This is a genomic window from Chroococcidiopsis sp. TS-821 (assembly GCF_002939305.1).
Classification (GTDB): Bacteria; Cyanobacteriota; Cyanobacteriia; order Cyanobacteriales; family Chroococcidiopsidaceae; genus Chroogloeocystis.
Genome location: NZ_MVDI01000002.1, coordinates 365833 through 388320 on the forward strand (window position 1 = coordinate 365833; position 22488 = coordinate 388320).

General features: G+C 44.5%; 22 protein-coding genes. 10 read left to right on the plus strand and 12 right to left on the minus strand.

Annotation, left to right across the window (positions count from 1 at the left end; translation table 11 throughout):
- Nucleotides 1-2 precede the first annotated feature (2 nt).
- On the plus strand, nucleotides 3-317 hold the full coding sequence (locus B1A85_RS09280; RefSeq protein WP_104546618.1) for a DUF3082 domain-containing protein: 315 nt from the start codon (nucleotides 3-5) through the stop codon (nucleotides 315-317).
- A 646-nt stretch (nucleotides 318-963) separates the two neighbouring features.
- Nucleotides 964-1164 (plus strand): DUF2811 domain-containing protein, encoded by a 201-nt coding sequence (locus B1A85_RS09290; RefSeq protein WP_104546620.1) that lies wholly within the window; start codon nucleotides 964-966, stop codon nucleotides 1162-1164.
- A 159-nt stretch (nucleotides 1165-1323) separates the two neighbouring features.
- Here B1A85_RS09290 and B1A85_RS09295 read toward each other — a convergent pair whose 3' ends face one another.
- Nucleotides 1324-2040, minus strand: coding sequence for a response regulator transcription factor (locus tag B1A85_RS09295; protein ID WP_104546621.1), 717 nt, complete (start codon nucleotides 2038-2040; stop codon nucleotides 1324-1326).
- Between the two features lie 308 nt (nucleotides 2041-2348).
- On the opposite strand from B1A85_RS09295, the gene B1A85_RS09300 reads away from it, so the two are divergent.
- Entirely contained in the window at nucleotides 2349-2975 is a 627-nt protein-coding gene (locus B1A85_RS09300; RefSeq protein WP_104546622.1) for a CPP1-like family protein, read from the plus strand.
- Between the two features lie 46 nt (nucleotides 2976-3021).
- On the opposite strand, the gene B1A85_RS09305 is transcribed toward B1A85_RS09300, so the two are convergent.
- The 3 genes from B1A85_RS09305 to B1A85_RS09315 form a co-directional block, all read right to left on the minus strand.
- Entirely contained in the window at nucleotides 3022-3720 is a 699-nt protein-coding gene (locus tag B1A85_RS09305; protein ID WP_104546623.1) for an HAD family hydrolase, read from the minus strand.
- A 104-nt stretch (nucleotides 3721-3824) separates the two neighbouring features.
- Nucleotides 3825-4856 (minus strand): 4-hydroxyphenylpyruvate dioxygenase, encoded by a 1032-nt coding sequence (gene hppD, locus B1A85_RS09310; RefSeq protein WP_104546624.1) that lies wholly within the window; start codon nucleotides 4854-4856, stop codon nucleotides 3825-3827.
- 100 nt (nucleotides 4857-4956) lie between these two features.
- Nucleotides 4957-5670 (minus strand): SDR family oxidoreductase, encoded by a 714-nt coding sequence (locus B1A85_RS09315; RefSeq protein WP_104546625.1) that lies wholly within the window; start codon nucleotides 5668-5670, stop codon nucleotides 4957-4959.
- Nucleotides 5671-6065: 395 nt separating this feature from the next.
- On the opposite strand from B1A85_RS09315, the gene ftsH2 reads away from it, so the two are divergent.
- The 3 genes from ftsH2 to B1A85_RS09335 all read left to right on the plus strand — a co-directional run bounded on the left by ftsH2 (nucleotide 6066) and on the right by B1A85_RS09335 (nucleotide 10298).
- A complete protein-coding gene (ftsH2, locus tag B1A85_RS09325; protein WP_104546627.1) occupies nucleotides 6066-7946 on the plus strand; it encodes an ATP-dependent zinc metalloprotease FtsH2 in 1881 nt (626 codons plus the stop codon).
- Nucleotides 7947-8430: 484 nt separating this feature from the next.
- Nucleotides 8431-9672, plus strand: coding sequence for an RNA polymerase sigma factor SigC (gene sigC, locus B1A85_RS09330; RefSeq protein WP_104546628.1), 1242 nt, complete (start codon nucleotides 8431-8433; stop codon nucleotides 9670-9672).
- A gap of 170 nt (nucleotides 9673-9842) precedes the next feature.
- A complete protein-coding gene (locus tag B1A85_RS09335) occupies nucleotides 9843-10298 on the plus strand; it encodes a Fur family transcriptional regulator (protein ID WP_104546629.1) in 456 nt (151 codons plus the stop codon).
- Between the two features lie 37 nt (nucleotides 10299-10335).
- Here B1A85_RS09335 and B1A85_RS09340 read toward each other — a convergent pair whose 3' ends face one another.
- The 5 genes from B1A85_RS09340 to B1A85_RS09365 form a co-directional block, all read right to left on the minus strand.
- Nucleotides 10336-10809 carry an SH3 domain-containing protein gene (locus B1A85_RS09340; protein WP_104546630.1) on the minus strand — a complete coding sequence of 158 codons (474 nt, stop codon included), beginning with the start codon at nucleotides 10807-10809 and terminating at the stop codon, nucleotides 10336-10338.
- Nucleotides 10810-10875: 66 nt separating this feature from the next.
- The gene (locus B1A85_RS09345; protein WP_104546631.1) at nucleotides 10876-11607 is read right to left on the minus strand and encodes a TIGR04283 family arsenosugar biosynthesis glycosyltransferase; all 732 of its coding nucleotides are present in this window, start codon (nucleotides 11605-11607) and stop codon (nucleotides 10876-10878) included.
- A gap of 15 nt (nucleotides 11608-11622) precedes the next feature.
- Entirely contained in the window at nucleotides 11623-11937 is a 315-nt protein-coding gene (locus B1A85_RS09350; RefSeq protein WP_104546632.1) for a carbon dioxide-concentrating mechanism protein CcmK, read from the minus strand.
- 488 nt (nucleotides 11938-12425) lie between these two features.
- Nucleotides 12426-12851 (minus strand): hypothetical protein, encoded by a 426-nt coding sequence (locus B1A85_RS09360; protein ID WP_210404334.1) that lies wholly within the window; start codon nucleotides 12849-12851, stop codon nucleotides 12426-12428.
- A gap of 44 nt (nucleotides 12852-12895) precedes the next feature.
- The gene (locus tag B1A85_RS09365; RefSeq protein ID WP_104546634.1) at nucleotides 12896-13780 is read right to left on the minus strand and encodes a zinc metalloprotease HtpX; all 885 of its coding nucleotides are present in this window, start codon (nucleotides 13778-13780) and stop codon (nucleotides 12896-12898) included.
- A gap of 425 nt (nucleotides 13781-14205) precedes the next feature.
- Here B1A85_RS09365 and B1A85_RS09370 point away from each other — a divergent pair, with 425 nt between their 5' ends.
- Both B1A85_RS09370 and B1A85_RS09375 read left to right on the plus strand, forming a co-directional pair.
- Nucleotides 14206-14400 carry a hypothetical protein gene (locus B1A85_RS09370; protein WP_104546635.1) on the plus strand — a complete coding sequence of 65 codons (195 nt, stop codon included), beginning with the start codon at nucleotides 14206-14208 and terminating at the stop codon, nucleotides 14398-14400.
- Nucleotides 14401-14486: 86 nt separating this feature from the next.
- Nucleotides 14487-15668, plus strand: coding sequence for a homocysteine biosynthesis protein (locus tag B1A85_RS09375; protein ID WP_104546636.1), 1182 nt, complete (start codon nucleotides 14487-14489; stop codon nucleotides 15666-15668).
- A 97-nt stretch (nucleotides 15669-15765) separates the two neighbouring features.
- Here the strand turns inward: B1A85_RS09375 and B1A85_RS09380 are convergent, their stop codons facing one another.
- Nucleotides 15766-16695, minus strand: a complete 930-nt coding sequence (locus tag B1A85_RS09380; protein ID WP_104546637.1) for a hypothetical protein — start codon at nucleotides 16693-16695, stop codon at nucleotides 15766-15768.
- Between the two features lie 439 nt (nucleotides 16696-17134).
- Here B1A85_RS09380 and B1A85_RS09385 point away from each other — a divergent pair, with 439 nt between their 5' ends.
- The gene (locus tag B1A85_RS09385) at nucleotides 17135-17959 is read left to right on the plus strand and encodes a tetratricopeptide repeat protein (RefSeq protein WP_104546638.1); all 825 of its coding nucleotides are present in this window, start codon (nucleotides 17135-17137) and stop codon (nucleotides 17957-17959) included.
- Here the strand turns inward: B1A85_RS09385 and B1A85_RS09390 are convergent.
- A complete protein-coding gene (locus B1A85_RS09390; RefSeq protein ID WP_104546639.1) occupies nucleotides 17956-18573 on the minus strand; it encodes a TMEM165/GDT1 family protein in 618 nt (205 codons plus the stop codon). The genes B1A85_RS09385 and B1A85_RS09390 overlap by 4 nt on opposite strands.
- Before the next feature lie 578 nt (nucleotides 18574-19151).
- Between B1A85_RS09390 and B1A85_RS09395 the strand changes: the two genes are divergently transcribed.
- A complete protein-coding gene (locus B1A85_RS09395) occupies nucleotides 19152-19901 on the plus strand; it encodes a DUF429 domain-containing protein (protein WP_104546640.1) in 750 nt (249 codons plus the stop codon).
- On the opposite strand, the gene glgP is transcribed toward B1A85_RS09395, so the two are convergent.
- Nucleotides 19882-22440: an alpha-glucan family phosphorylase gene (gene glgP / locus B1A85_RS09400; protein WP_104546641.1), complete on the minus strand. Its 2559-nt coding sequence runs from the start codon at nucleotides 22438-22440 to the stop codon at nucleotides 19882-19884. The genes B1A85_RS09395 and glgP overlap by 20 nt on opposite strands.
- Between the last annotated feature and the right edge of the window lie 48 nt (nucleotides 22441-22488).

A 22488-nucleotide genomic window follows, 5' to 3' on the forward strand; every position in this document is an offset into this window, starting at 1 on the left:
CTATGAACAACCCAGATAAGACGGAAACGACAAACACCACTCCCACCCCACTACGTTGCTTAACGGGATCTCTCATTTCTGGAGGACTCGCGATCGCGCTTTACTCACTAACAAGTGCGATCGCCCAAACTTTTGCCACTAAGCCCATCCATTCAGATAATCCAGCAGTTATCAATATCGCCTCCGCTGTGCGTACGTTAGTAGTCGGAATCACGGCGTTAGGAACTGGAATTTTTGGTCTAGTCGCCTTAGGCTTAATCGGTTTGGCAATTCAAATTCTGATTCAACAAGCTACAAAAAAAGGTTCCCCCAGTTAACTCAGGTACACCGTATCGTCGGGATTTTACTCAAGAAAGGTATAGGGCAGAAGGCTTTTACGCTCCAGAAATAAATCCTCATGCCTTGATAGTATGCAGTCTCTAAATTATGTATCAACAAACGTGTATTTTTTGTCCTATGCGACCGACTCTAAATACTGCGTCATAACTCATTGTCTCCCAAAAAGCTGCTGCATTCATACTTCTGCCTTTTGCCTTCTTCACTCTAAATTCTTTGCAATTCTTATTTTTGTCGTAACTTTTCCCCACACATTCCCCACTGTTTCCACAGGTTAATCCTAGTTTTTCCACAGAGACAGCCAAGTTTTCCACAGGTAATGACGTTAAATAATCGTTTGATAGCCGATCTGTGGATTTTGCGCGCGCTTGCTATATCCTGAAACAACACGGATATCATGTAAAGATATGCAAAAAAAAATGGTATCAAAAGCTGATTATTACGTAAATATTTTTTTTGCATAAAGCTTCTTGTAATATTTCGCAGCATTGACGTGGCAGTGATTCTTGCCGGACAATAATGCACCTAACCCAACAACACAAAAGCAGTGGGGAAAACAGAAGTTGCACCGTATTCCAGCCACTACCAGTCCTTTTCACTCTTTACCTTTACTTAGGGAGATTCTCAATGAGCGCTACAGTTAGTATCCTGACTGAAATTCCTGAAGAACTACACGAATCACTCAAAAACTACTTAGAAAGTCATCCTACCTGGGACCAAGACCGTGTATTCACGGCTGCGCTATCGCTATTTCTGCTTCAGAATGGTAACGGCGATCGCCGTGCGGCTAGAGTGTACCTCGAAAGCTTATTTCATCACTGTGGCTAGAGTAAGTGCATCTTATAGTAGGGGTCAACTGCTATAGTACCTAGCTGTCTTGATCATTGCGAATTTAAAGCGACAACTGCGCGTAATAAATTGCGGCTGCCTTCCCTGAAAATATAAATACGGCAGCCGCTCGCTAAAGATATAAATTACAGACACAGGCTATTGAGAATTATTCTGCTCTGGTAGATTCGGAGCCTCGAACTTATAACCAACGCCACGCACAGTTTGAATCAAAATCGGTTGAGTTGCATCAATTTCAATTTTCTTGCGAATTTGACCAATATGCACGTCAACAACTCTTTGATCGCCCACGTAGTCGTAATCCCAAACTTCTTGAATCAGTTCCGCACGTCGCCAAACTCGCCCTGGATGACTGGCTAAAAAACGCAACAAGTCAAACTCTAGCGCAGTTAAAGGAATGAGTTGGTTATTAAGTGTCACTTCTCTTCGTTCGGGATCGATCACCAGCTTTTCAAACGTCAAGCGCTGTTTTTCTGCCGCGGTGACAACTCGCTGACGCTTTAAAATAGCAGCCACTCGCACTTCTAATTCACTTAAACTGAAGGGCTTAGTGAGATAGTCATCCGCACCTTGAGCAAACCCCCGAATTTTATCAGCTTCATCCGCCCGACTTGTCAGCATCAAGACAAAAACCTTAGTGCGATTTTGCATATCTTGGCAAAGCGTATAGCCAAGAACATCTGGTAAATTGACATCGAGAATCACTAAGTCAGGATTAAATTGCTCAAAAGCCGCAAGTGCAGTCTTGCCATCTTCGGCAGACTCCACCTGATAGTTCTTGCTTGATAAAAAGCGTTGGATTAAATTACGGATGGCAGGATCGTCATCAACGACAAGAATCTTGGCAAGAGCCATAGTCATCACTTTGTACAACAAACAAAAGGAACTTCTTCAGATACGCAAAGAACGCGATCGCGCAATTCGGCAACAAGAACTACAATGCTTAAACAATTATCAGCTTATAAGCTATTAATGCCAAGCGTCTTCCGCAATTCTACTATTGCTTTTTAATGTATATAACGCCGTGATAAATTATTAATCGTTTCTCTAACTCGGATTCAGGTTGTGCTAAATTGAGTATTGGTAATCGTTTGTTGGTAGTCAACTCGACCAACACGACCTAAATGTTCTCCTCCACTGGCTGCTCCTGCGATTAAGTCAACATGGGCGATCAAAATTACTACGAAAAGCTTGGGGTAACCGAAGACGCTACGTTCGATGAAATTCAAGAGGCTCGCAATCGCCTTCTGCAACAGTACAGTGGCGACTCTAAGCATCTAGAAGTAGTCGAAGCTGCTTACGATGCCATTCTGATGGAACGGTTGCGGATGCGTCAAGAAGGTAAAATCAAAGTGCCTGAGGGCATTCGGTTTGCCGAACGACTTTCGCAAGCTCCTCCCCAAGAAAAACCAGCACCTACTAAGAAATCACCAGAATGGATACAACGGCTGATTGACCAGCCAAGCATAACTGATATCGCAGTACCTGGCATTATATTTGCAGGATTAAGTGCTTTAAGTATTCTTGCGACAACAGCAAGCGTTCAAGCTTTACAACTCGCCTTGATTGCTGGCGTAGGAGCAAGTTTCTTCTTCTTATACCGCAAAGAGAAAAGGTTTGGTAGAGCCGTACTGCTAACGGCAATCGGGTTAATTATTGGACTTATCGTTGGTGGAATTATCGGTAGCGTACTTTTATCCCAGCTTAGCAGTGTAGGAGTATCTGTAGAACAATTCTCCACCGTGCTGACCTTTGTTCTGTTGTGGGTAATAAGTAGCTTTCTTCGCTAGGATTGTTGGGGCTAAGGAAGTTAAAATTTCCTCAACCCCATTATCACTAACCGACTTGGGGGAGAAACTCATACAATAAGATATTGACTGCTTCTTGCAAGTTATTAACGATTAAGTCAGGCTGGTACTTTTCCAATTGTGCGCGATCGCGAATGCCGCACAACACAGCCATAACTTTGACACCATGCTTTTTCGCAGTGATAATATCGGCTTCCGTATCTCCCACCATCCATGTCTCATAGGCGGGGGGAAGTTCAACGAGTGCGCGCTCCATAAGTAACGGTTTATCATCAACATCGCGCGTTTTGACATAATCGTTACTTAAGCAATAACACCGATTCTTCGGGAAAAATCGACCGAGATCGTATTGTTCAAACGCGAATTCTAGCTCGCGGACGCGCCGCATTGTCATAACTGCCAAATCTATCCCCGCGCGTTGTACTTCCTCTAAAGCAGCGACAGCACCAGCAGCAAGGCGATCGTACTCAAAATAAGGTTGCGTATGAACAGTTTCGCGTCGTAGCTGGGCAAATTCCTGCGCCTGCAATTCATCTAAACCGGAAATTATCCCGATTTTTTTCTCGGAAATTCGCGCCCTTTTTAACTTCCAAAATTCGGCTTTAGTAAGTTCTTTTACTTGCTGCTCTCGACGTCGCGTCTTCTCCAAGCAGAGTTTGTAAACTTGATAGTATCTTTCTGATACATCAATAATAGGACCATCAAAATCAGTGATTAATCTTAACATTAGTAATTAGTGTAAACTTTATTTACACATTAACTAAGATTTGGTACAATTGCGTTTTAAATATTTAATGTGTGTGTTTAAGATTATTAATCTAAGAGCATTTTTTACATACTGCCGCGTTTAATTTGTTCGCGCTCAATTGCTTCAAATAACGCCCGAAAATTGCCTTCACCAAACCCAGGGGCTTGCAATCGGCGCTCGATTAACTCAAAGAAAAAAGTAGGTTCGCCGAAAATGGGTTGCGTGAAGATTTGCAAAAGCAAAGCATCAGGACTAGCATCTTGCCAATCAACCAAAATTTGATGCTGCGCAATCTCCTGAAGTTCCTCCATTGATAAAGGCAGTTTGTGCCGTTCTTGCAGCTGAGTATAATAACTCGCAGGAACTGGAAGAAACGACAATCCCCAATCGCGAAATTTCGCCACACTTGGCACGATGTTCGCTGTTTGTAAAGCAATGTGTTGAATACCAGGTCCGCGATTAACATCCAAAAACTCTTGAATTTGAGAATTTGCGGAAGCAGGTTCGTTGATTGGTAGTTGCACTTGGCGATCGCGCGACACCAAAACTTGGCTGTGTAAACCCGATCGCTCAGTTTGAATATTAAACGACTGCTTCGTTTGAAAACCCAAAGTATTTTGGTACCACTTTACAGCCCGCTCCAAATCACCTGCGGCTACATTCAAAACGATGTGGTCGATACCCGTAAAGCTCAAAGGCGATCGCCATTCTGCTGTTGATAATGAAAAGTCAGCATACTCTGAATACTCAATCAAAGTATGTGATAGCGATCCCCACCCCGCAATTTTGGCAGTTTTAACTTTATTGTCGTATTGAATAGGTTGCAAAACTTTCGCATCATGGGCGATCGCCTGCTGTAAGACGGCTTCAAGATCTTCAACACCAAAGGTCACATCAGCAACACCAGGTGGATGCTGCTGTAAATACGATGCAACAGGGCTTTGGGGCGTCAGTGGCGAAGATAGGATAAAGTGCACGGAGCCACTTTTGACAACTTCCGTGCGAGTGTGTTCATTGACGCCACGCCTGACTGATTGAAAACCTAAATGTTGAACAAACCAGTTACGCGATGCTTGGGCATCTTCTACATAAAAGTGAACGCGATCGATCCTCATATCCTCCAAAAATCCAGCACAACAGGTTACCTGTGTGTAAATTTTGCCTAAATTGGCTGGATTTGCAGGTCACTCTTAAGCAAGAATCCTCCTTCATTGATTAGAAGAACAAATGACTTTCAGGCTGAATGTTAATTTCCATGGGTACAGCTTGCGGTTCAGCCGATAGTGCGTACGCGATCGCCGCCGCTGCTGTTTCCGTACTCAGCATTTTTTTGCGATCTACCTTCAACTGTACGTTATCCCAAAATGGAGAATTGACCCCACCAAAGTAGAATAACGTGAATTTTACGCCAAATCGCTTTAACTCTTCCGCCATGCACTTGCTAAACCCAACAACCGCGTACTTAGAAGCACAATATGCTGCTGCCATCGGCATCGAATGCTTCCCTAAAATACCAACAACATTACAAATGTGTCCTGATTTCTGCTCTTGCATGAATTCAGCAGCCGCTTGACTCGTATAAAAGCTACCTTTGAGGTTGACATCAAGCATTGCTTCTAAATCAGCAGGTTCCAAGTTTCCATAAGGCTTCATTACCCCCGCACCCGCAGCATTGACTAAAGCATCGATTCGACCAAACTGCGCCATGGTTTTCTCCATCAAGCTATCGACCTGCTGTCGATCTGTAATATCCGTAGGCACTGTTAAAGCTTGCCCTGCACCTGCATCGAGTTGCTCTACTAGATGCGATAGCTTATTACTATTTCTTGCTGCTAGCACCAACTGTGCGCCTTGACGCGCTAGCTTGTGGCTTAAGGCTGAACCAATACCCCCAGTCGCACCAACAACGACAACAACTTTATCTTGCATACGCGCCTTTACATTTCTTTACATCTTTCTTTTATCATACCGGCGCAAAACTTCGAGCTCCAGTGCTAGTGAAGCATCATACTTCCGGAGTCTAGTCCAAAGAATTAAAATTACGTTACATTTAATTAAGATTACCACTAGCTTTAACCACTCCTTCCTGTAGTTAATCTTGTCAGTTAACTCATTAAAGGACTGGGGATCAACGGTAGAAAAGTTAAAAAAATCGCTTAAAAGCTCTATTTTTGTAGCAATAGTCAATATGGTTAGGACACTATCGAGGCTCAGAATTAGGATCGGCATTACCTTGCCCCTGTTTTAACCCTGACCTTTGACCTCCAACCTCTGACCCCTGCTATAGCTGAACTGTTGTATATGCATCAAAAGGCAACTAACTGATGAAACTTTCTTGGAGAGTACTCTTACTGTGGACATTGCCTGCGCTGGTAATTGGCTTCTTCTTTTGGCAAGGAGCGTTTGCTTCCGCACCTACAGACATGAGTAAGAACACAGCCAGTACCCGCATGACTTATGGTCGCTTCTTAGATTACCTAGATTCTGGTCGTGTCACGAGTGTAGACCTGTATGAAGGTGGTCGCACCGCCATTGTCGAAGCTGTTGACCCAGAATTAGACAACCGCATTCAACGTCTACGGGTAGATTTACCTTACAACGCTCCTGAACTGATTTCTAAGCTCAGAGATGCCAACATCAGCTTCGATTCTCATCCACTTCGTAATGATGGAGCAATTTGGGGGCTACTCGGTAACTTAATCTTTCCAATCTTATTAATTGGTGGTTTGTTCTTCTTGTTCCGACGTTCGAGCAATATTCCAGGAGGACCAGGACAAGCAATGAACTTTGGTAAATCCCGCGCTCGATTTCAGATGGAAGCGAAAACGGGCGTGAAGTTTGATGATGTTGCTGGAATTGAAGAAGCGAAAGAAGAACTCCAAGAAGTTGTCACCTTCCTCAAGCAACCCGAACGCTTCACAGCGGTAGGGGCGCGTATTCCTAAAGGAGTCTTACTAGTAGGACCGCCAGGAACCGGAAAAACTCTGTTAGCCAAAGCGATCGCCGGTGAAGCCGGAGTGCCATTCTTCAGCATTTCTGGTAGCGAATTTGTCGAAATGTTTGTCGGTGTTGGTGCTTCGCGCGTGCGCGACTTATTCAAAAAAGCGAAAGACAACGCACCGTGCTTGATCTTCATCGACGAAATCGACGCCGTAGGAAGACAACGCGGCGCGGGAATTGGTGGCGGAAACGACGAGCGCGAGCAAACGCTCAACCAGTTACTCACCGAGATGGACGGCTTTGAAGGCAACACAGGCATCATTATTATTGCCGCAACCAACCGCCCGGACGTTCTCGATGCAGCACTTCTGCGTCCTGGTCGATTTGACCGGCAAGTGATTGTCGATGCTCCCGATATTAAAGGACGTCAAGAAATTCTCAAAGTTCATGCCCGCAACAAAAAGCTCGACCCAAGTGTGTCATTAGAGGCGGTAGCACGGCGAACACCAGGATTTACCGGCGCAGATTTAGCCAACTTGCTCAACGAAGCGGCGATCTTGACCGCACGCCGACGCAAAGAGGCAATCACGTTGTTGGAAATTGATGATGCGATCGACCGCGTTGTCGCCGGAATGGAAGGAACGCCACTTGTAGACAGCAAGAGCAAACGACTCATTGCTTACCATGAGATTGGTCACGCTTTAATCGGTACCGTACTCAAAGACCACGACCCAGTACAGAAAGTCACGCTAATTCCACGCGGACAAGCACAAGGATTGACGTGGTTTACTCCAAGTGAAGATCAAGGGTTAATCTCGCGCGCACAGCTGAAAGCAAGAATCACTGGTGCATTAGGTGGTAGAGCAGCTGAGGATATTATCTTTGGCGCAGCAGAGATTACCACAGGTGCAGGTGGGGATTTACAGCAAATTAGTGCAATGGCACGTCAAATGGTCACTCGCTTTGGGATGTCCGATCTCGGTCCACTGTCGTTAGAAAGTCAAAGTGGAGAAGTCTTTTTAGGTCGTGATTGGATGACTCGCTCCGAATACTCCGAAGCGATCGCCTCCAGAATCGATGCTCAAGTCCGCGCTATTGTGGAAGAGTGTTACGAAAACGCCAAAAACATCATCCGCGAGAATCGTGCCGTTGTCGATCGCTTAGTCGATCTACTTATCGAAAAAGAAACGATTGACGGCGAAGAGTTTCGCCAAATTGTCGCTGAGTACACTGATGTACCTGAGAAGCAATCTGTTACGGCATAACAGGAAATTAGCTGATTCTGCTTAAAATTAGACTTAACAGGGACGACTCATCATCTGTCGTCCCTCTTTTTTTGCTTGATATGCAGCAATCCTAAAAAACTTGCTTTTTCGTAGAATAATCAAGCGCAATACTTAGGAAATCGACATCGTACGGCTGTAGATTAACTTAGCCTTTGACTGAAGTCACAGCTATTTTGCCTGCAATACTTTTATAATTCGTTGTCTCTAGTAGCTACAAGTTTGCTATTTTTAAGTACTAAGTTGTTCCAAATTATACTAGATCGCAATTTATCAACCATGTTTTCTCGGCTCTTTTAAGTATTTCACTGAAAAGTTAGTAGCAAAAAAAACAAAAAATAACTACTTAAAGATTTAGTTAATGGAACTCTCAAACCTGTTATTCCATCTTAGATAGCGGGAACAATAGCAACAGGAAGTAGCTTACGCACCCTAACAATCACCTGGAGCGATTGAAACGACCCCTATGCCAGCAACATCTTTTTACGCCTATACAGCTTACGAAGAGCAATCCTCTCAAGATTTTCAGCATGAGCCCAATGAAGCTGATTTAGTAGAGGGAGATTTGATTGACTTCGATATGGAGTCTAACGATGCTGCTAACTCGCAGCCCAACGTTAATCGTCGCACCACCGATTTAGTACGCTTGTATCTACAAGAAATCGGTCGAGTACATCTTTTGGGGCGTGACGAAGAAGTTTCCGAAGCTCAGAAAGTGCAGCGTTACATACGCTTGGTAGAACTACGCGCAAAGGCAGCCAAAAATGGGGACGAAATTATGGTTCCCTACGAACGACTGATGGAAGTTCAGGAGCGGTTAACCTCTGAACTAGGACATCGCCCTTCTTTAGAGCGTTGGGCGAGTTGCGCAGGCATAGAAGTGTCAGAACTTAAACCTTTGCTTGTTAAAGGTAAACGGCGTTGGGCTGAAATCACCGGCTTAACTGTGCAGGAGTTAGAGCAAATCCAAAGCGAAGGCAACCGCGCCAAAGAACACATGATTAAGGCGAATTTACGCCTCGTTGTGTCAGTTGCGAAAAAATATCAAAATCGAGGTTTAGAGCTACTCGACCTCGTACAAGAAGGAACGCTTGGGTTAGAAAGAGCCGTAGACAAGTTCGATCCCACCAAAGGTTATCGATTTAGCACTTATGCGTACTGGTGGATTCGTCAGGGTATTACGCGCGCGATCGCTACCCAAAGTCGGACGATTCGCCTACCCGTTCACATAACAGAAAAACTCAATAAAATCAAGAAGGCGCAGCGCAAAATCTCGCAAGAAAAAGGTCGTACACCAACCATTGACGATATTGCGGCAGAGTTAGAAATGACACCACCGCAAGTCAGAGAAGTGCTGCTGCGAGTTCCGCGCTCGGTATCTTTAGAAACCAAAGTCGGCAAGGAAAAAGATACAGAACTTGGAGAGTTACTCGAGACAGATAGTATTTCCCCAGAAGAAGTCTTAATGCGAGAAGCTCTACAACGCGATTTACAGCATTTACTTGCAGATTTAACCGACCGCGAGCGCGATGTGATTTTGATGCGCTTTGGCTTAGGAGATGGTCATTCTTACTCGCTAGCCGAGATTGGACGCGCCTTAGACTTATCTCGCGAACGCGTACGTCAGATTGAATCAAAAGCTTTACAGAAGCTGCGCCAACCTAAGCGCCGCAACCAAGTCCGCGACTATCTAGAGACTTTAAGCTAAAACTTTGCTGCTTAGGGCATGACTGCTCGTGCCCTTGCTATTCCACTAGTTGAGTCTAAAGTATTCGCAACTTTCTATTGGAAATCATTTGCAATAGCTTGGTCTTGTTGACAATTACTGCGAATTTTTCTTATAATTATCAATAAATATGCTTTGTTGAGAAGGTTGCCATGACTGTCTATACAGCTACCTCGCTCAAGGCGGAACTCAACGATCGTGGTTGGCGTTTAACTCCCCAGCGAGAAACTATTTTACACGTTTTTCAAGAGCTTCCCAAAGGCGAACATCTTAGTGCAGAAGATTTGTATCACCACTTAGAAGCTCAAGGAGAAGGCATTAGTTTATCTACAATTTACCGGACGCTAAAACTAATGGCGCGGATGGGTATCCTCCGTGAATTGGAATTAGGCGAAGGACATAAGCACTATGAGCTAAACCAGCCATACCCCTATCATCATCATCACCTAATTTGCGTTCGTTGCAACAAAACTATTGAGTTTAAAAACGATTCGATTTTAAAAATTGGAACAAAAACAGCCCAGAAAGAAGGATATCACTTACTGGACTGTCAATTGACAATTCATGCGGTATGTCCTTCTTGTCAAAGAGCTTTATTACCTTTGTAAATTCATGCAGTGAACAAGAAGAAACAAGTCAAATTTACTATTCTTCAATTCGTTCTACGTTACCTGCTTTCACCCAACCTTCTTGTTCGCTATTTTCTAAGCGAATTTTTTGCCAATTTTTATCAGAACTTGTTTCTAACACGGTAAGTTCTTCGTTATAACCAACTCCAGCAATCCGCTCTGCATCGGCGTTTGGTTCCGAGCGCACGCTCAAGCCTTGCGCCCATGTTACTCTTGCCCTATATGCTCCTGGAGTTAGAGGGGTCGAAGACTGTGTCGTTGTAGTTGTCGTAGTATTTGACGACGTTGCTGTAGTAGCTGTAGGTGTCGTAGAAGTAGAAGAGGAACCTCGTGCTTTCACCTGCGCAGTATCATTAGCAAAAATTGGTTTAGGGGGAGGAGTTGTTACTCGATGTAGAAAGTACAAAGCTACTGCTACGCCGCCACTAACCAAAATAAGTACAGCTAAACTGATACCAAGTAAAAATTTAATGACATTCTTCCATTGCATTACAATCACCCTGCATAACCTTAATATAAACTTTTAAACTAAATTAGATTTTACGCTTGCATGCGACTAACGAACATCTTCATAGAACTGCTTCAAATAAGCTGCGGAAACACCAAAGCCCCACAAAAAACCAATGTAAACGTAAATTGCTGTTGCCTTGAGCGAACCCCACCGCGCTACTCGTCTATCTGAGGTTTGAACGACGCGATTGACTTGACGCAGTCGCCCATAGCGTACGAGCTTTAAGCATAAATCGGCTTCTTCTAAAATAGGAAGCTGATTATCAAACCCGCCACAATTCCAAAAGTCAGCGCGACGGCAAAACATAACCTGATCGCCAAAAAGTAACCGCAGTCCTTTTAAAAAAAGATGCGGTCGAAAGAGGAGAGGAGCATAGTAAGTTTTGAGATAGTTATGTAAAGAAATTCCCCAACGTGTTGTTTGTGTTCCTACCATTAAAGAAATAAAACCACCGCCAGCAATACTCTTATCTGTTAGAGTTTGCTCGATCGCGGCGATCGCATCATCGGGAACTAAAGTATCGGCGTGTAAAAAACACAAGATTTCTCCTGTTGCTGCAGCTGCACCTTGATTCATTTGCAGCGATCGCCCTGACAACTGCGAATGAATAATTTTTACACCAGCTTGTTGCGCGATCGTAATTGTTCGATCTTCACTCCCACCATCAACAACTATCACTTCCTGCGCCGGAGGTTTTAACAAACTAAGGTTGCGTAAAGTACGTTCTAAACAACTTTCTTCATTCAAAGTAGGTATGATGATTGAGACACCAGGCATCGTACTTGTTAAGAACTAAACGCGGAACTGCTCCACGGATTGTCTGTAGTCAATCGGTAGTACAGTTTCGACATTTTCGTGCGGACGAGCAATTACATGATAGGAAAGTAATAACTCTTCTTCTGTATTAACTTGCCTTACCGAATCAACTCCGGCAGCAACCGAGGTTTGTACTTCCGCAACATCCCCTCGCACAATAATCGTATATCGAGCACTGCTGACTTTTTCATAACCAACTAAGGTTACACGAGCAGCTTTTACCATGGCATCTGCTACTGCTAAAGCAGGGGGAAGTCCCTTTACTTCAACCATACCAACTGCTGCTGGCATTTTTTGTCTCCTAAACTGCGCAAACCAATGACACTCATTGTAAGCAGTAACAAAACGCTCATAGCGCGATCGCTACTCACTCCTTTACTGCCAGCATACTGAACTTCAGTTAGAGCGCTTCTAGCGTAACTGTTTTGCGTCTTGTAGTAAAGAGTACAAATCGCTTTTTTATTTTTAATAAACCAACTGCTAACTTACCACCAACTCGATCGCAAGTCAGCAAATTTAAAAAATCTCTAAATATTTTCTTAAATTGAATCGACGCGAAAGCTAACCGCCTTCCAAGCCAGAGCTTTACCGCGTGCTGCACGCAACAGATATAAATATCCCGTGTAAGTTCTAGCATTGAGCAAGTTTGGTCTGTTGACATGTGACTGTAGTTATCTCCAAAGCGATCGCGCACATCGATTAGGTAAGATTTGCTAACAAAAATAAAAAAGTGCTGGAAACACTTATCCCAGCACTCTCAAAAAGACAATACCTATCAACTAACGCGGACGAGGAGCCGTCAGCACCTCCCAAGCCGCTTTGGCAGCATCTGCTAAGCGATCGCCTAATTCAGCAACTTCTTTAACAACAGAGTGCCAGTTTTTCTCTGCTTCCTTCTGAATCAAAGAGAAAGAGTATTCGATGCGATCGCGCTCAATCAGTTGATTGCCTTCAATCGTTTCTCGCGCTCGACGTACAGCGTTGAGATAAGCCTCGCGTGTCAGTGTTCCTGCGGATTGAGCTTCGGCTTGGGCGCGTTTTTTGAGTGCATCAATCAAAGCTTTTGTTTCGTTTTTGAGATCGTCACTTTCCCCAGCCATTTCAGTTTCGACAAGTTCATTTGTTTGGGGAGTTATTTGATTTGTCGTTTGCGGGATAATTTGTACTTCTACAGAAGTATCAGTGTTGTTAGGGTCAGCAGTCATTGTTATTGCTCCTAAATTTAAGGTTGACTAGAAAATTCTGACAATTATTGTCCAAAGGAAAATTCAGAAGGCGATTGCGGAAGTTCCTGTTCTAACTTCAATAGCTGTTGAATTCGTGCTTCGGTAGGTGGATGGCTAGAAAATAAATTACCTAAGAATTGTCCAGATATTGAATTGACAATCAATAATGGCTCAAACGCTGGATTAGCATTCAGAGGTAACTGACGTGCAGTACTCTCCAAGCGTTGTAAAGCACGCGCCAATGCTCTAGGATTACGCGTGATTCTAGCAGCCCCTGCATCTGCTTCAAACTCCCGCGTACGCGAGATAGCAAGCTGAATAACAGTTGCTGCCATTGGGGCTAAAAAAATCGTCAGGAGTAAGCCTAGAGGATTTGCACTGCGATTTCCATCACGGGAAGAGGGAAACCACAAGCTATAGCTCACAATTTGCGCCAACATAGAAATTGCACCACCAATAGTAGCCGCGACAGCTTGAGTTAACGTGTCGCGATTGGCAATGTGAGTAAGCTCGTGTGCGATAACACCCTCAAGTTCATCTTTAGGTAATATCTGTAGAATACCTTCTGTAACCGCAACAGCAGCGTGTTCTGGATCTCGCCCGGTTGCAAACGCGTTCGCAGCAGGGCTAGGAACAATATAAATTCCTGGCATTGGTAAGTTCGCGCGATCGCACAATCGTTGCACCATTTGATACAACTCTGGCGCTTGATTGAAGCTCACCGGTTGCGCGCGATATGCTGCTAGCGCAATTTTGTCTGATTGATACCATGACATTAAGTTTGTCACCGCCGCCAGTGCAATTCCAATCGCGACGCCTCCAAAGCCGCCGATTACCCAATAGCTAATGGCAATAAGTAAACCACTTAACAAGCCTAACAAAGCGACGGTTCTTAGTTGATTTTTCATACTCTATTTGCTCTCCTGATAATGCTGTAACCGTATCGCAACTTGTATTTAGTTACAGCATTACTTAAGTCGCACTTTGATTGTATCGACCTAAACTCAGATTCCTTGGGAAGAAAACGCTAATCAGAAAGTACGGTTTTGCCTACTAATCGCGCACCTATTAGCATTAACTTTGAATTTTCAGTATTGTTTGTAACAAATGTTCCTTCACGCGCAGCGATTTTTTTGAGCAGCGATAGCGCTTTGGAGGATCAATTATCTTCGAAAACCTGAATCATAACTAATTTCTATTTTCAAATTAGTAGAAGACTGGTACGAATTCAAAGAAAATTAAGTCGCGTGTTGGCATTTTAGTAAGGCAAGCGTTAATCTACACAAATACAGATTAAATTGTTATTAAAGTTTCAAAATTATAACTTTGATTCATGAATCAGACTGGGTTTATTTTCAAAATCCTGTTGTTATCTGCTGTTATATCAGTTTTAATCAAGTATGGCGGTGCTTATTTACCAATTTTACCAACGGCAACTAATGCCTTAGTGATTGTTTTGCTGCCGAGTATTGTTATGGCGATCGCGCTTTACCGACGATACTATCAGCAGTTACATCACTCAGAATAAGCGATTAATCAGGTGCTTTTGCTTCCTGTCTGTTTTTTAAGTTCCTGTTATTTTGTTCTCTCGCTGAACGCGAGCTTTTGCTTTTTATGCGTACCATCGCTGAAATTAATGAAAAAATTGCCAACCAGAGTGTCAAAGTATTGACTGTTGAAGAATTAAAAGCAAGGGTCGCAGTCGTCGGAATCGCGCAAACAGCCCAAGAAGTTGATGTAATTACAACAGGCACATTTGAGCCGATGGAATCATCGGGAGCCATTATTAATTTAGGGCATACCGACCCTCCAATCAAAATTCGTCGTTGTTGGCTCGATGGTGTTCCGGCTTATTCAGGTTTTGGTGCAGTGGACTTGTATTTGGGTGCAACGCAAGCAGTTGAAGCCTTTGATGGTGAGGAAGCACGAGAAAAAGGCGGCGGTCACGTAATCTCTGACTTAATTGCAGGATTACCAGTTCAGTTACGTGCTGTAGGACAAGTCACCGATTGCTATCCGCGTGCGAGCTTTGAAACGACCATTACCCGCGATACAATTAACCAGTTTTATTTATTTAATCCTCGAAATCTATATCAAAATTTTATCGTAGGAGTCAACGGCGGCGATCGCCCTTTATATACGTATCTAGGTCCACTACAACCGCGTTTAAGTAATGCAGTTTACTCTAACCCTGGTGCGCTTTCGCCACTATTAAACGATCCTGATTTACAAACAATTGGTATTGGTACGCGAATCTTTTTAGGTGGTGGAATTGGCTATGTCGCGTGGGAAGGGACGCAGCACTTTCCTTTACAAAAGCGGCTTCCCAACCATACCCCAATTGGTCCTGCGGCAACTTTAGCGTTAATTGGCGATGCTAAGCAAATGGATGCTCGTTGGGTACGTGGTTGCTATTTTAAAAGCTATGGTCCTTCACTCATGCTTGGTGTCGGAGTACCAATACCGGTTTTAAATGAAGAAGTCGTTGCCCACTGTGCAGTTCAAGACAACGACTTAGTTGCGCCTATTGTCGATTTTTCAATTCCGCGTCGCGTGCGTCCTACGTTTGGTTTAGTTAGCTACGCACAGCTTAAGTCTGGACGAATCACAATTGAAGGCAAGCCTGTGCGCGTAGCTCCCCTGGCAAGTTTGTTTTTGTCGCGTCAAGTCGCCATTACCCTCAAACAATGGATTGAAGCAGGAAAATTTACACTTACTGAACCTGTTGCCCCTATTCCCAAAGAACGGTCTTTTCTTCCTCAAGATATTTGGGGCGCCCAAGTTGCGTTGGAGTGAAAGAGGAGCTAGTAATTAGTTTTGTTTGCAAAGAATTGAGAGTTTTGAAGGACAAGAATTGTCTCAAGCTCATAACTCCTCTTTTGCTTCTTCTGCTTCAGTTCGGTGGCTTCGGGCGTTTGATTGGTTTAGGAACAGATGATTTGGGAATCGGTCGTGCTGTCGGCTTGGAGTCTAGAGTTTTACGCACAGGGCGCGGTGTTTCTGCATTACGCTTAGGTAGGGGATAACCTCCTTTACGTGGAGGAGCGCCGCGCTTTAATTTAGGCTTCGATGGCAGAATGGCGATCGCATTTCCTTCTTTTAGTACAAGAGCTTTGTCCTGTCTTTTGGCATGTAAGTCCCAAAACTGACCAACCGCTTTAGTTCCTAGATTGCCATGAAGTTTTAACTTAAAATACTTAGGCTTTTCTGAGTCCTTGCGCGGAGCCTGCTTGATTTTGACAATGAAGTGTTCGTCGGGCGCAGACTGATAAACGATCTCTCCTCGCACCGAAAAATAACCGTCTTCCAGTAGCGGCGTAGTCGATGTCGTTTCCTCAGGCGTAGCAGGAAATTCTTCACCTTGATTTCCGCTTTTTGCTCCTTGGTCTATTGTATTTTGCTGTTTTGCTAACTTATCTGGTTCCCAAACACCGACAACTTGTAGGTGTAAGCTTCCTTCTTTCTGTTGCGTACGCGGATACACTACCCACAAATGCTCTTGCGATAAATCGAGGTGGTTCCGCACTAAACTCATAATCCTGCCAAGAAGGACAGTATTAATTTCTATGCGATCGCTGGTCAACAGAAGACCTTTGGTGAATTGTTCGCTGCTAGGGATGTACTTGCCACGAACTAACCCGATCGCGCGATACTGCATTGGTTCGCTCGGAGGTGGAATCGGTTGCTGTCGATTGACAGATTCTAAGGTAGTTTCTGGTGCATTTGGTAACGATTCAGCTTCGGTATTTGTTTGAGAGCTGATCGTGACGCGCTCAAAAGCAGCATTAGACGATTCGGAAAACGGATTAACAGAGGAATTCATAAAAACTCCTTGCGGCGGAGACACATCCAAATTGAGATTTTCTTGGGCACTTGCACATTAGCTGTAAACTGCCAGGAAGTACGCACTTGTAGCTTCTAGGCAAGAACAGTAGCTTAAACGCATTTTGCAAAGTCCAGTGTGCGCAGCATAGCACAGGTACATACCGTCTAGTCATCAAACACAGAACTACCATCACATTCCCAACATTATCTAAAGGTTCTGTGCATTGTTCTAAGCGTTCGTCAAGTTCAAATTCTATTTCACAGCGCGTTCCCACAAAAAAAATTGGTTGAAATCTGTTTTAAGTACCCACTTGAGTCACATTGGAGATATTTTAACTTGTAGGTCTAAATACTTTGGCAAAGTTAAAGCATTTTTCAGTAATGCACTATTGCGTTAAAGATAATATTATTTTAAATCTAGAGTTCAAGGCAGTTTTGTGTCTCAACCACGTAGACGCTGGTTTATTAGTATAGTTCTGGTGCTGGCAATCATTGCCTTTATTGGGTTTTCCATGCTTCCGTTGTTCAGTACCGCATTTCGTGCTAGTCAACCAGCAGGCGAAGCACCTGTCACAAATCAGGCGCAACAACTTACAGCAGCAGCACGCGGCTATGAAGTTGTTCTTCAGCGAGAACCAGAAAATCAAACAGCGCTACGGGGACTCGTCAAAGCGCGACTTGAGTTGTTGGACCTTCAAGGTGCCGTTGCTCCTCTAGAGAAATTGGCAGCATTGAATCCGACAGAAACCGAATACGGGCTACTTTTAGCAGAAGTTAAGCAAAGATTAGGCGATCGCGAAGGTGAAGCGGCAGCTTATCGCTCGATTCTTGCAGAAAGTCCAGGTAATCTTCAAGCGCTCGAAGGACTCGCAAATATTCAATTACGCGAAAAACGACCAGCGGAGGCGGTGACATTACTCCAAAATACCCTTGCCAACGCGCAACAAGCCGATCGAAATCAGTCCAGTATCGACGTTAATGCCGTTCGGCTACTATTGGCGCAAGTTTATGCCACACAGCAAAATTACGACGAGGCGATCGCGATCTACGACGAATTAATTAGCAATAACAAACAAGACTTTCGTCCAGTATTAGCAAAAGCAATGGCTCTGCAGCAACAAGGCAAAAGTGAGGAAGCTAAACCTTTATTCGATAGCGCTGCGTCTTTAGCTCCTGCACAATACAAAGAACGCATCAATCAACTCGCGATCGCGCCACAAGTCGCACCCAGTACAACGCCAACTCCTAGCCCTGCTAACTAAGAACCTTCCCACCACGCAACTAACCCGAAGAGCAAAAACAAGCAGCCACCAAAGATTGTCAGTGCCTGTTCGGAAATGCGACCAGCGAGCATTCTACCACCGATAACTGCGATCGCAGCACAAAGCGCGTGACCTAATATGGCACCCGTCGTTACCCCAAAAGGATTATTGCCCGCGGCTAAAGCGATCGTTGCAATTTGCGTGCGATCGCCCCACTCGGCAAGAAACGTCAAAACAAAGGCTTCGGCACAAATGGCCCAATTCGTTGGCTGGGAGAGATGACCTTCTGCTTTTTCCACAATGTCTGTTGCTTCTTGGACAATTTCAGCATCACAAGTATTCGCTGGCATTTGACTCGCATCGTACAGCAGTTTAAAACCAAAGCCAATAAACAAAACGATTTCAGCGTAATAAATGTAATTTGGTGGCAGCAGCGATGCAACTTGTCCCACAACGACAGATAGCACCGTCATTGCTGCTAAAGCCGCCAACACCGCAACAAAAATCAGCCTCCGTGAGTGGCGCATTGCCAAAATTGCGGCGATAAAGAACGTTTTATCTCCTAGCTCAGAAACTGCAATGAGTAAAAAGCCCGCAATGAATGCAGATAGCACCTGATCAAGCTCCTCAAACTAGACTAACTGCAGCTAGAGAGCTTGATGACAGCCAAGTGACCCCACCAAGCTCACACAGAACTGCTGTGAACTCAGTGAAGGTCTCACTTCCAAATTAGCGCACTCGATGCTATGGCAAGGATCAGAGGTCAAAGGTAAAAGCTAGCTTAATCATACTGAAACTGAGCTTTTATCATGTCCTAAGCATCCCTTTAATTGCCATAGTTGCTAAGTTGTCACTCGAACCAGGCGTATCCGCCAGTGTGTTGATTCAAGTGTACTGACAAAATACGTGTCAGTAGCTACTCCCCTTCAAACTAGGTTTATTTTACTATGTCTTTCGATAGATTTCTCAAAAAAATAGAAAAAATTGAGTTTATCAAACCACCGCTATTAGCAGGAAAGCTATTTAGCCACAATTTAGTAAATTTCCTGATCCTTTGATGAATCAGTTGAAGTCAACAGACTTAGATAATAATTAGTTGCCATCATATACCGGCCAATCACAACCAAGGTAAGCACTTTACCAAATAACTAGCCCTTCAATAATATTACTAAGCGGATAACCTCACTCTACGATGAAATTTATAGGTATTGATTTTGGATGGCGATCGCAGCCAAGTGGTTTATGCTGCTTAGAGTGGCAAGATAACGCGTTACAACTCGTCGATTTAGACCGAAAAGAAGCGATCGCTGACATCTTTATCTGGATTGATACTAAAGTAGCGCGCGAAGCCCCCGCGATCGTAGCCGTAGACGCTCCTACAATCATTCCCAATAAGACAGGAACGCGTTTACCCGATAAACTCACGCACAAATACTTTGGCAAATACCACGCAGGCTGCTACCCAGCAAACCAAAGTTTAGCCTTTGCCCAACGCACCATTAACTTTGGCTTAGAACTCGAAGCCAGAGGCTTCACCCACGCCCCGCAAATCGAGCCACAAAAACTCGGAAGATACCAAATCGAAGTTTTCCCACATCCCGCGATCGTTCACTTATTCAACCTTAACCGCATCCTCAAATACAAAAAAGGACGCCTCAGCGATCGCTGTCTAGAACTCGCAAAACTCCTCAACTACATTCATAATTTCCTACCTACGCTACAACCTTCTTTGCGCTCTATGTGTTTTTGTGGTTCGCTTCCCCAAGAAATCCCCAGCATCACAGCCCTCAAAGCACTCGAAGACAAACTCGACAGCCTCATCTGCGCTTACGTAGCCGCTTATTGGTGGTACTGGGGAACCGAACGAAACTTAGTTCTCGGCGATCGCACAACAGGTTATATCATAGTCCCCAAAAAACCAACTACTGGTTTGCCCACATAATTACCCTAGGCTCATAAGGACTTGAAAGCAGCGCGTGCTTCGGTAAAACGCGCAAAGATAGCCCATGTAAACCGGAAGTTGTATAAGTAATCGTGCCAGTATAAATGCTATAGCCTTGTTGATCGCGACCTTGGTAATTCATTTCGCGCGCGATTCCATTGACAATTTCGCCACTCGCGTCAACAGCACCTTGATAGAGTTCTACCTGCACATCTTCCGGCGAGAGACTCGCCAAGTCAATTTGGGCTTTTACTGAGATGTCTTGATTGACTTGCACGTCAGAATCGGCAGCAATATCAATATTGACAATTTTGATATTAAACCAGCGATCGAGAAGATTAATTTTCCACTGCGCTAATTCGCGTGCCGGACTATAGTGATTCGCAGTTAAAGTATGGTAGCGATCGCTCGCGGGGAAATAGGCTTTTGTTGCATAATCGCGCACCATCCGCGCAGTATTAAAAAAGGGACAATTGTAACGAATTGCTGCTTTCATTTTGGCAATCCATTGACGCGGTAGCCCGTCAGCATCGCGGTTATAGAATAAGGGAACCACTTCTTTTTCGAGTAACTCATAAAAAGCATTCGCTTCGACTTCATCCTGATAGTGGGGATCGTCGTAAGTTTCACCGTGTCCAATTGCCCAACCAGTGCGAACATAGTCAGCTTCATCCCACCAACCATCCAGCACGCTGAGGTTCAGCAATCCATTCATCGCTGCTTTCATTCCACTCGTACCTGAAGCTTCTCTAGGGCGGCGCGGCGTATTTAACCACACATCGCAACCTGCAACGAGTAAACGGGCGATGTGAATATCGTAGTTAGGCACAAAGACAACTTGCTTTTCGGCACCATGTTCCTGAATAAAGTGATTAATATCGCGAATCAGTTCTTTACCAGGAATATCTTTCGGATGCGCTTTACCCGCAATGACAAGTTGTACTTTGCGATCTTTATTTGCCATGAGAATGCGCTTGATCCGCTCGACATCGTGCATCCACAGTGTTGCGCGCTTATAAGTTGCAAAGCGACGCGCAAAACCAATTGTCAGCGTTGCGGGATCGAGAACTTCTTGGGCTTGCGCGATTTCTTGAAAAGAAGCCCCGCGATCGCGTAAATGCTTAACTAAGTGTTCGCGCACCGCGACAATCATTTCTACCTTACAGCGTTCGTGATTGCGCCATAATTCTTCGTCGGGGATAGCATCGACGCGTTCCCAGAGTGGATGCTCCGCTGGTGCTGATGACCAAGTAGGACCAAGGTAGCGATCGTATAATTCTTGCGTTGATTTAGCAACACAACTGCGCGCGTGAACGCCATTCGTAATTGAAGTAATCGGCACTTCATCTTCCGGTAAATTGCGCCACAAACCTTGAAACATCTCGCGCGACACGACACCATGCAGTTTTGCCACACCGTTAGCAAATGTTGCCATTTTCAGCGCAAAAACTGCCATACTAAAGGGTGCAGTGAGATCGCCTGTATTTTCTCGTCCTAACCCCAAAAATTGATCCTTGGATAATCCAAACTCATCGGCATAATGCCCTAAGTAATACAAAACTTTATCGGGTGGAAATAAGTCAATTCCCGCCGGCACAGGAGTATGAGTTGTGAAAATATTACTCGAAATGACGACTTGTCTTGCGGTAGCATAATCTAGCCCTTCTTGCATTAAGCTCCGAATACGCTCTAACGTCAGAAAAGCCGAGTGACCTTCGTTCATATGATACGCTGTCACTTTGTATCCCAATGCCTTGAGCATCAACACCCCACCAATGCCCAACATAATTTCTTGGTGGATGCGCATATCAATGTCACCGCCATATAACTGATCGGTGATGTCGTGGTCGTACGGGTTATTTGGTTCAATATTAGTATCGAGTAAGTATAGCGGTACTCTGCCTACTTGCACGCGCCATACCCGCGCATAAACAGTACGCCCAGGATAAGGAACCGCAATGCGCAACTCTGACCCATCAGGATTACGCTCTAAATGCAGCGGCATATTATAAAAATCATTGATCGGATAACGTTCTTGTTGCCAACCGTCAGGGTTAAGATACTGCGCAAAGTAGCCTTGCTGGTACAGTAAGCCAACTCCTACGAGTGGCAATCCTAAATCGCTAGCTGATTTGAGGTGGTCGCCTGCTAAAACGCCTAAACCTCCAGAATAGATAGGTAAGCAATCAACTAAGCCAAATTCTGCAGAAAAATACGCGTAACACTCGGATTTCTGCGGGCGATTTCGTTCATACCACGTGGCTTCTTGCAAATATTCTTCTAACTGGCGCGCGGCTCGATCCATTTGTGCGAGAAAGCCTTCGTCTTCCACAACTTCTTGCAGCCGTGTTTGACTAATTGTTCCTAGCATCAATACAGGATTGTGGTGACTCGATTCCCACAGATCGAGATCTAAGCGGCGGAACAAGTCTTTAGCTTCGGTGTTCCAGTCCCAGTAAAGATTGTAGGCAAGCTGCCGCAATTTTTCTAAATGAGGCGGCAAAGCTGGAGAGACGTTGAATGTGTAGATTGGTTGCATAAGATGGCAGATTTGTGTTCGGTTATCGAATCGGTTATCGAAAAATTG

Excerpts from the sequence above, each read along its gene's own strand:
- B1A85_RS09295 (WP_104546621.1), bottom strand. The coding sequence starts at position 2,040 with ATGGCTCTTGCCAAGATTCTTGTCGTTGATGACGATCCTGCCATCCGT.
- B1A85_RS09300 (WP_104546622.1), top strand. The coding sequence starts at position 2,349 with ATGGGCGATCAAAATTACTACGAAAAGCTTGGGGTAACCGAAGACGCT.
- glgP (WP_104546641.1), bottom strand. The coding sequence starts at position 22,440 with ATGCAACCAATCTACACATTCAACGTCTCTCCAGCTTTGCCGCCTCAT.
- B1A85_RS09395 (WP_104546640.1), top strand. The coding sequence starts at position 19,152 with ATGAAATTTATAGGTATTGATTTTGGATGGCGATCGCAGCCAAGTGGT.
- B1A85_RS09315 (WP_104546625.1), bottom strand. The coding sequence starts at position 5,670 with ATGCAAGATAAAGTTGTTGTCGTTGTTGGTGCGACTGGGGGTATTGGT.
- B1A85_RS09370 (WP_104546635.1), top strand. The coding sequence starts at position 14,206 with ATGAATCAGACTGGGTTTATTTTCAAAATCCTGTTGTTATCTGCTGTT.
- ftsH2 (WP_104546627.1), top strand. The coding sequence starts at position 6,066 with ATGAAACTTTCTTGGAGAGTACTCTTACTGTGGACATTGCCTGCGCTG.
- B1A85_RS09360 (WP_210404334.1), bottom strand. The coding sequence starts at position 12,851 with ATGACTGCTGACCCTAACAACACTGATACTTCTGTAGAAGTACAAATT.
- B1A85_RS09345 (WP_104546631.1), bottom strand. The coding sequence starts at position 11,607 with ATGCCTGGTGTCTCAATCATCATACCTACTTTGAATGAAGAAAGTTGT.
- B1A85_RS09340 (WP_104546630.1), bottom strand. The coding sequence starts at position 10,809 with ATGCAATGGAAGAATGTCATTAAATTTTTACTTGGTATCAGTTTAGCT.
- B1A85_RS09335 (WP_104546629.1), top strand. The coding sequence starts at position 9,843 with ATGACTGTCTATACAGCTACCTCGCTCAAGGCGGAACTCAACGATCGT.
- B1A85_RS09350 (WP_104546632.1), bottom strand. The coding sequence starts at position 11,937 with ATGCCAGCAGCAGTTGGTATGGTTGAAGTAAAGGGACTTCCCCCTGCT.
- B1A85_RS09305 (WP_104546623.1), bottom strand. The coding sequence starts at position 3,720 with ATGTTAAGATTAATCACTGATTTTGATGGTCCTATTATTGATGTATCA.
- hppD (WP_104546624.1), bottom strand. The coding sequence starts at position 4,856 with ATGAGGATCGATCGCGTTCACTTTTATGTAGAAGATGCCCAAGCATCG.
- B1A85_RS09375 (WP_104546636.1), top strand. The coding sequence starts at position 14,487 with ATGCGTACCATCGCTGAAATTAATGAAAAAATTGCCAACCAGAGTGTC.
- B1A85_RS09365 (WP_104546634.1), bottom strand. The coding sequence starts at position 13,780 with ATGAAAAATCAACTAAGAACCGTCGCTTTGTTAGGCTTGTTAAGTGGT.
- B1A85_RS09290 (WP_104546620.1), top strand. The coding sequence starts at position 964 with ATGAGCGCTACAGTTAGTATCCTGACTGAAATTCCTGAAGAACTACAC.
- sigC (WP_104546628.1), top strand. The coding sequence starts at position 8,431 with ATGCCAGCAACATCTTTTTACGCCTATACAGCTTACGAAGAGCAATCC.
- B1A85_RS09280 (WP_104546618.1), top strand. The coding sequence starts at position 3 with ATGAACAACCCAGATAAGACGGAAACGACAAACACCACTCCCACCCCA.
- B1A85_RS09380 (WP_104546637.1), bottom strand. The coding sequence starts at position 16,695 with ATGAATTCCTCTGTTAATCCGTTTTCCGAATCGTCTAATGCTGCTTTT.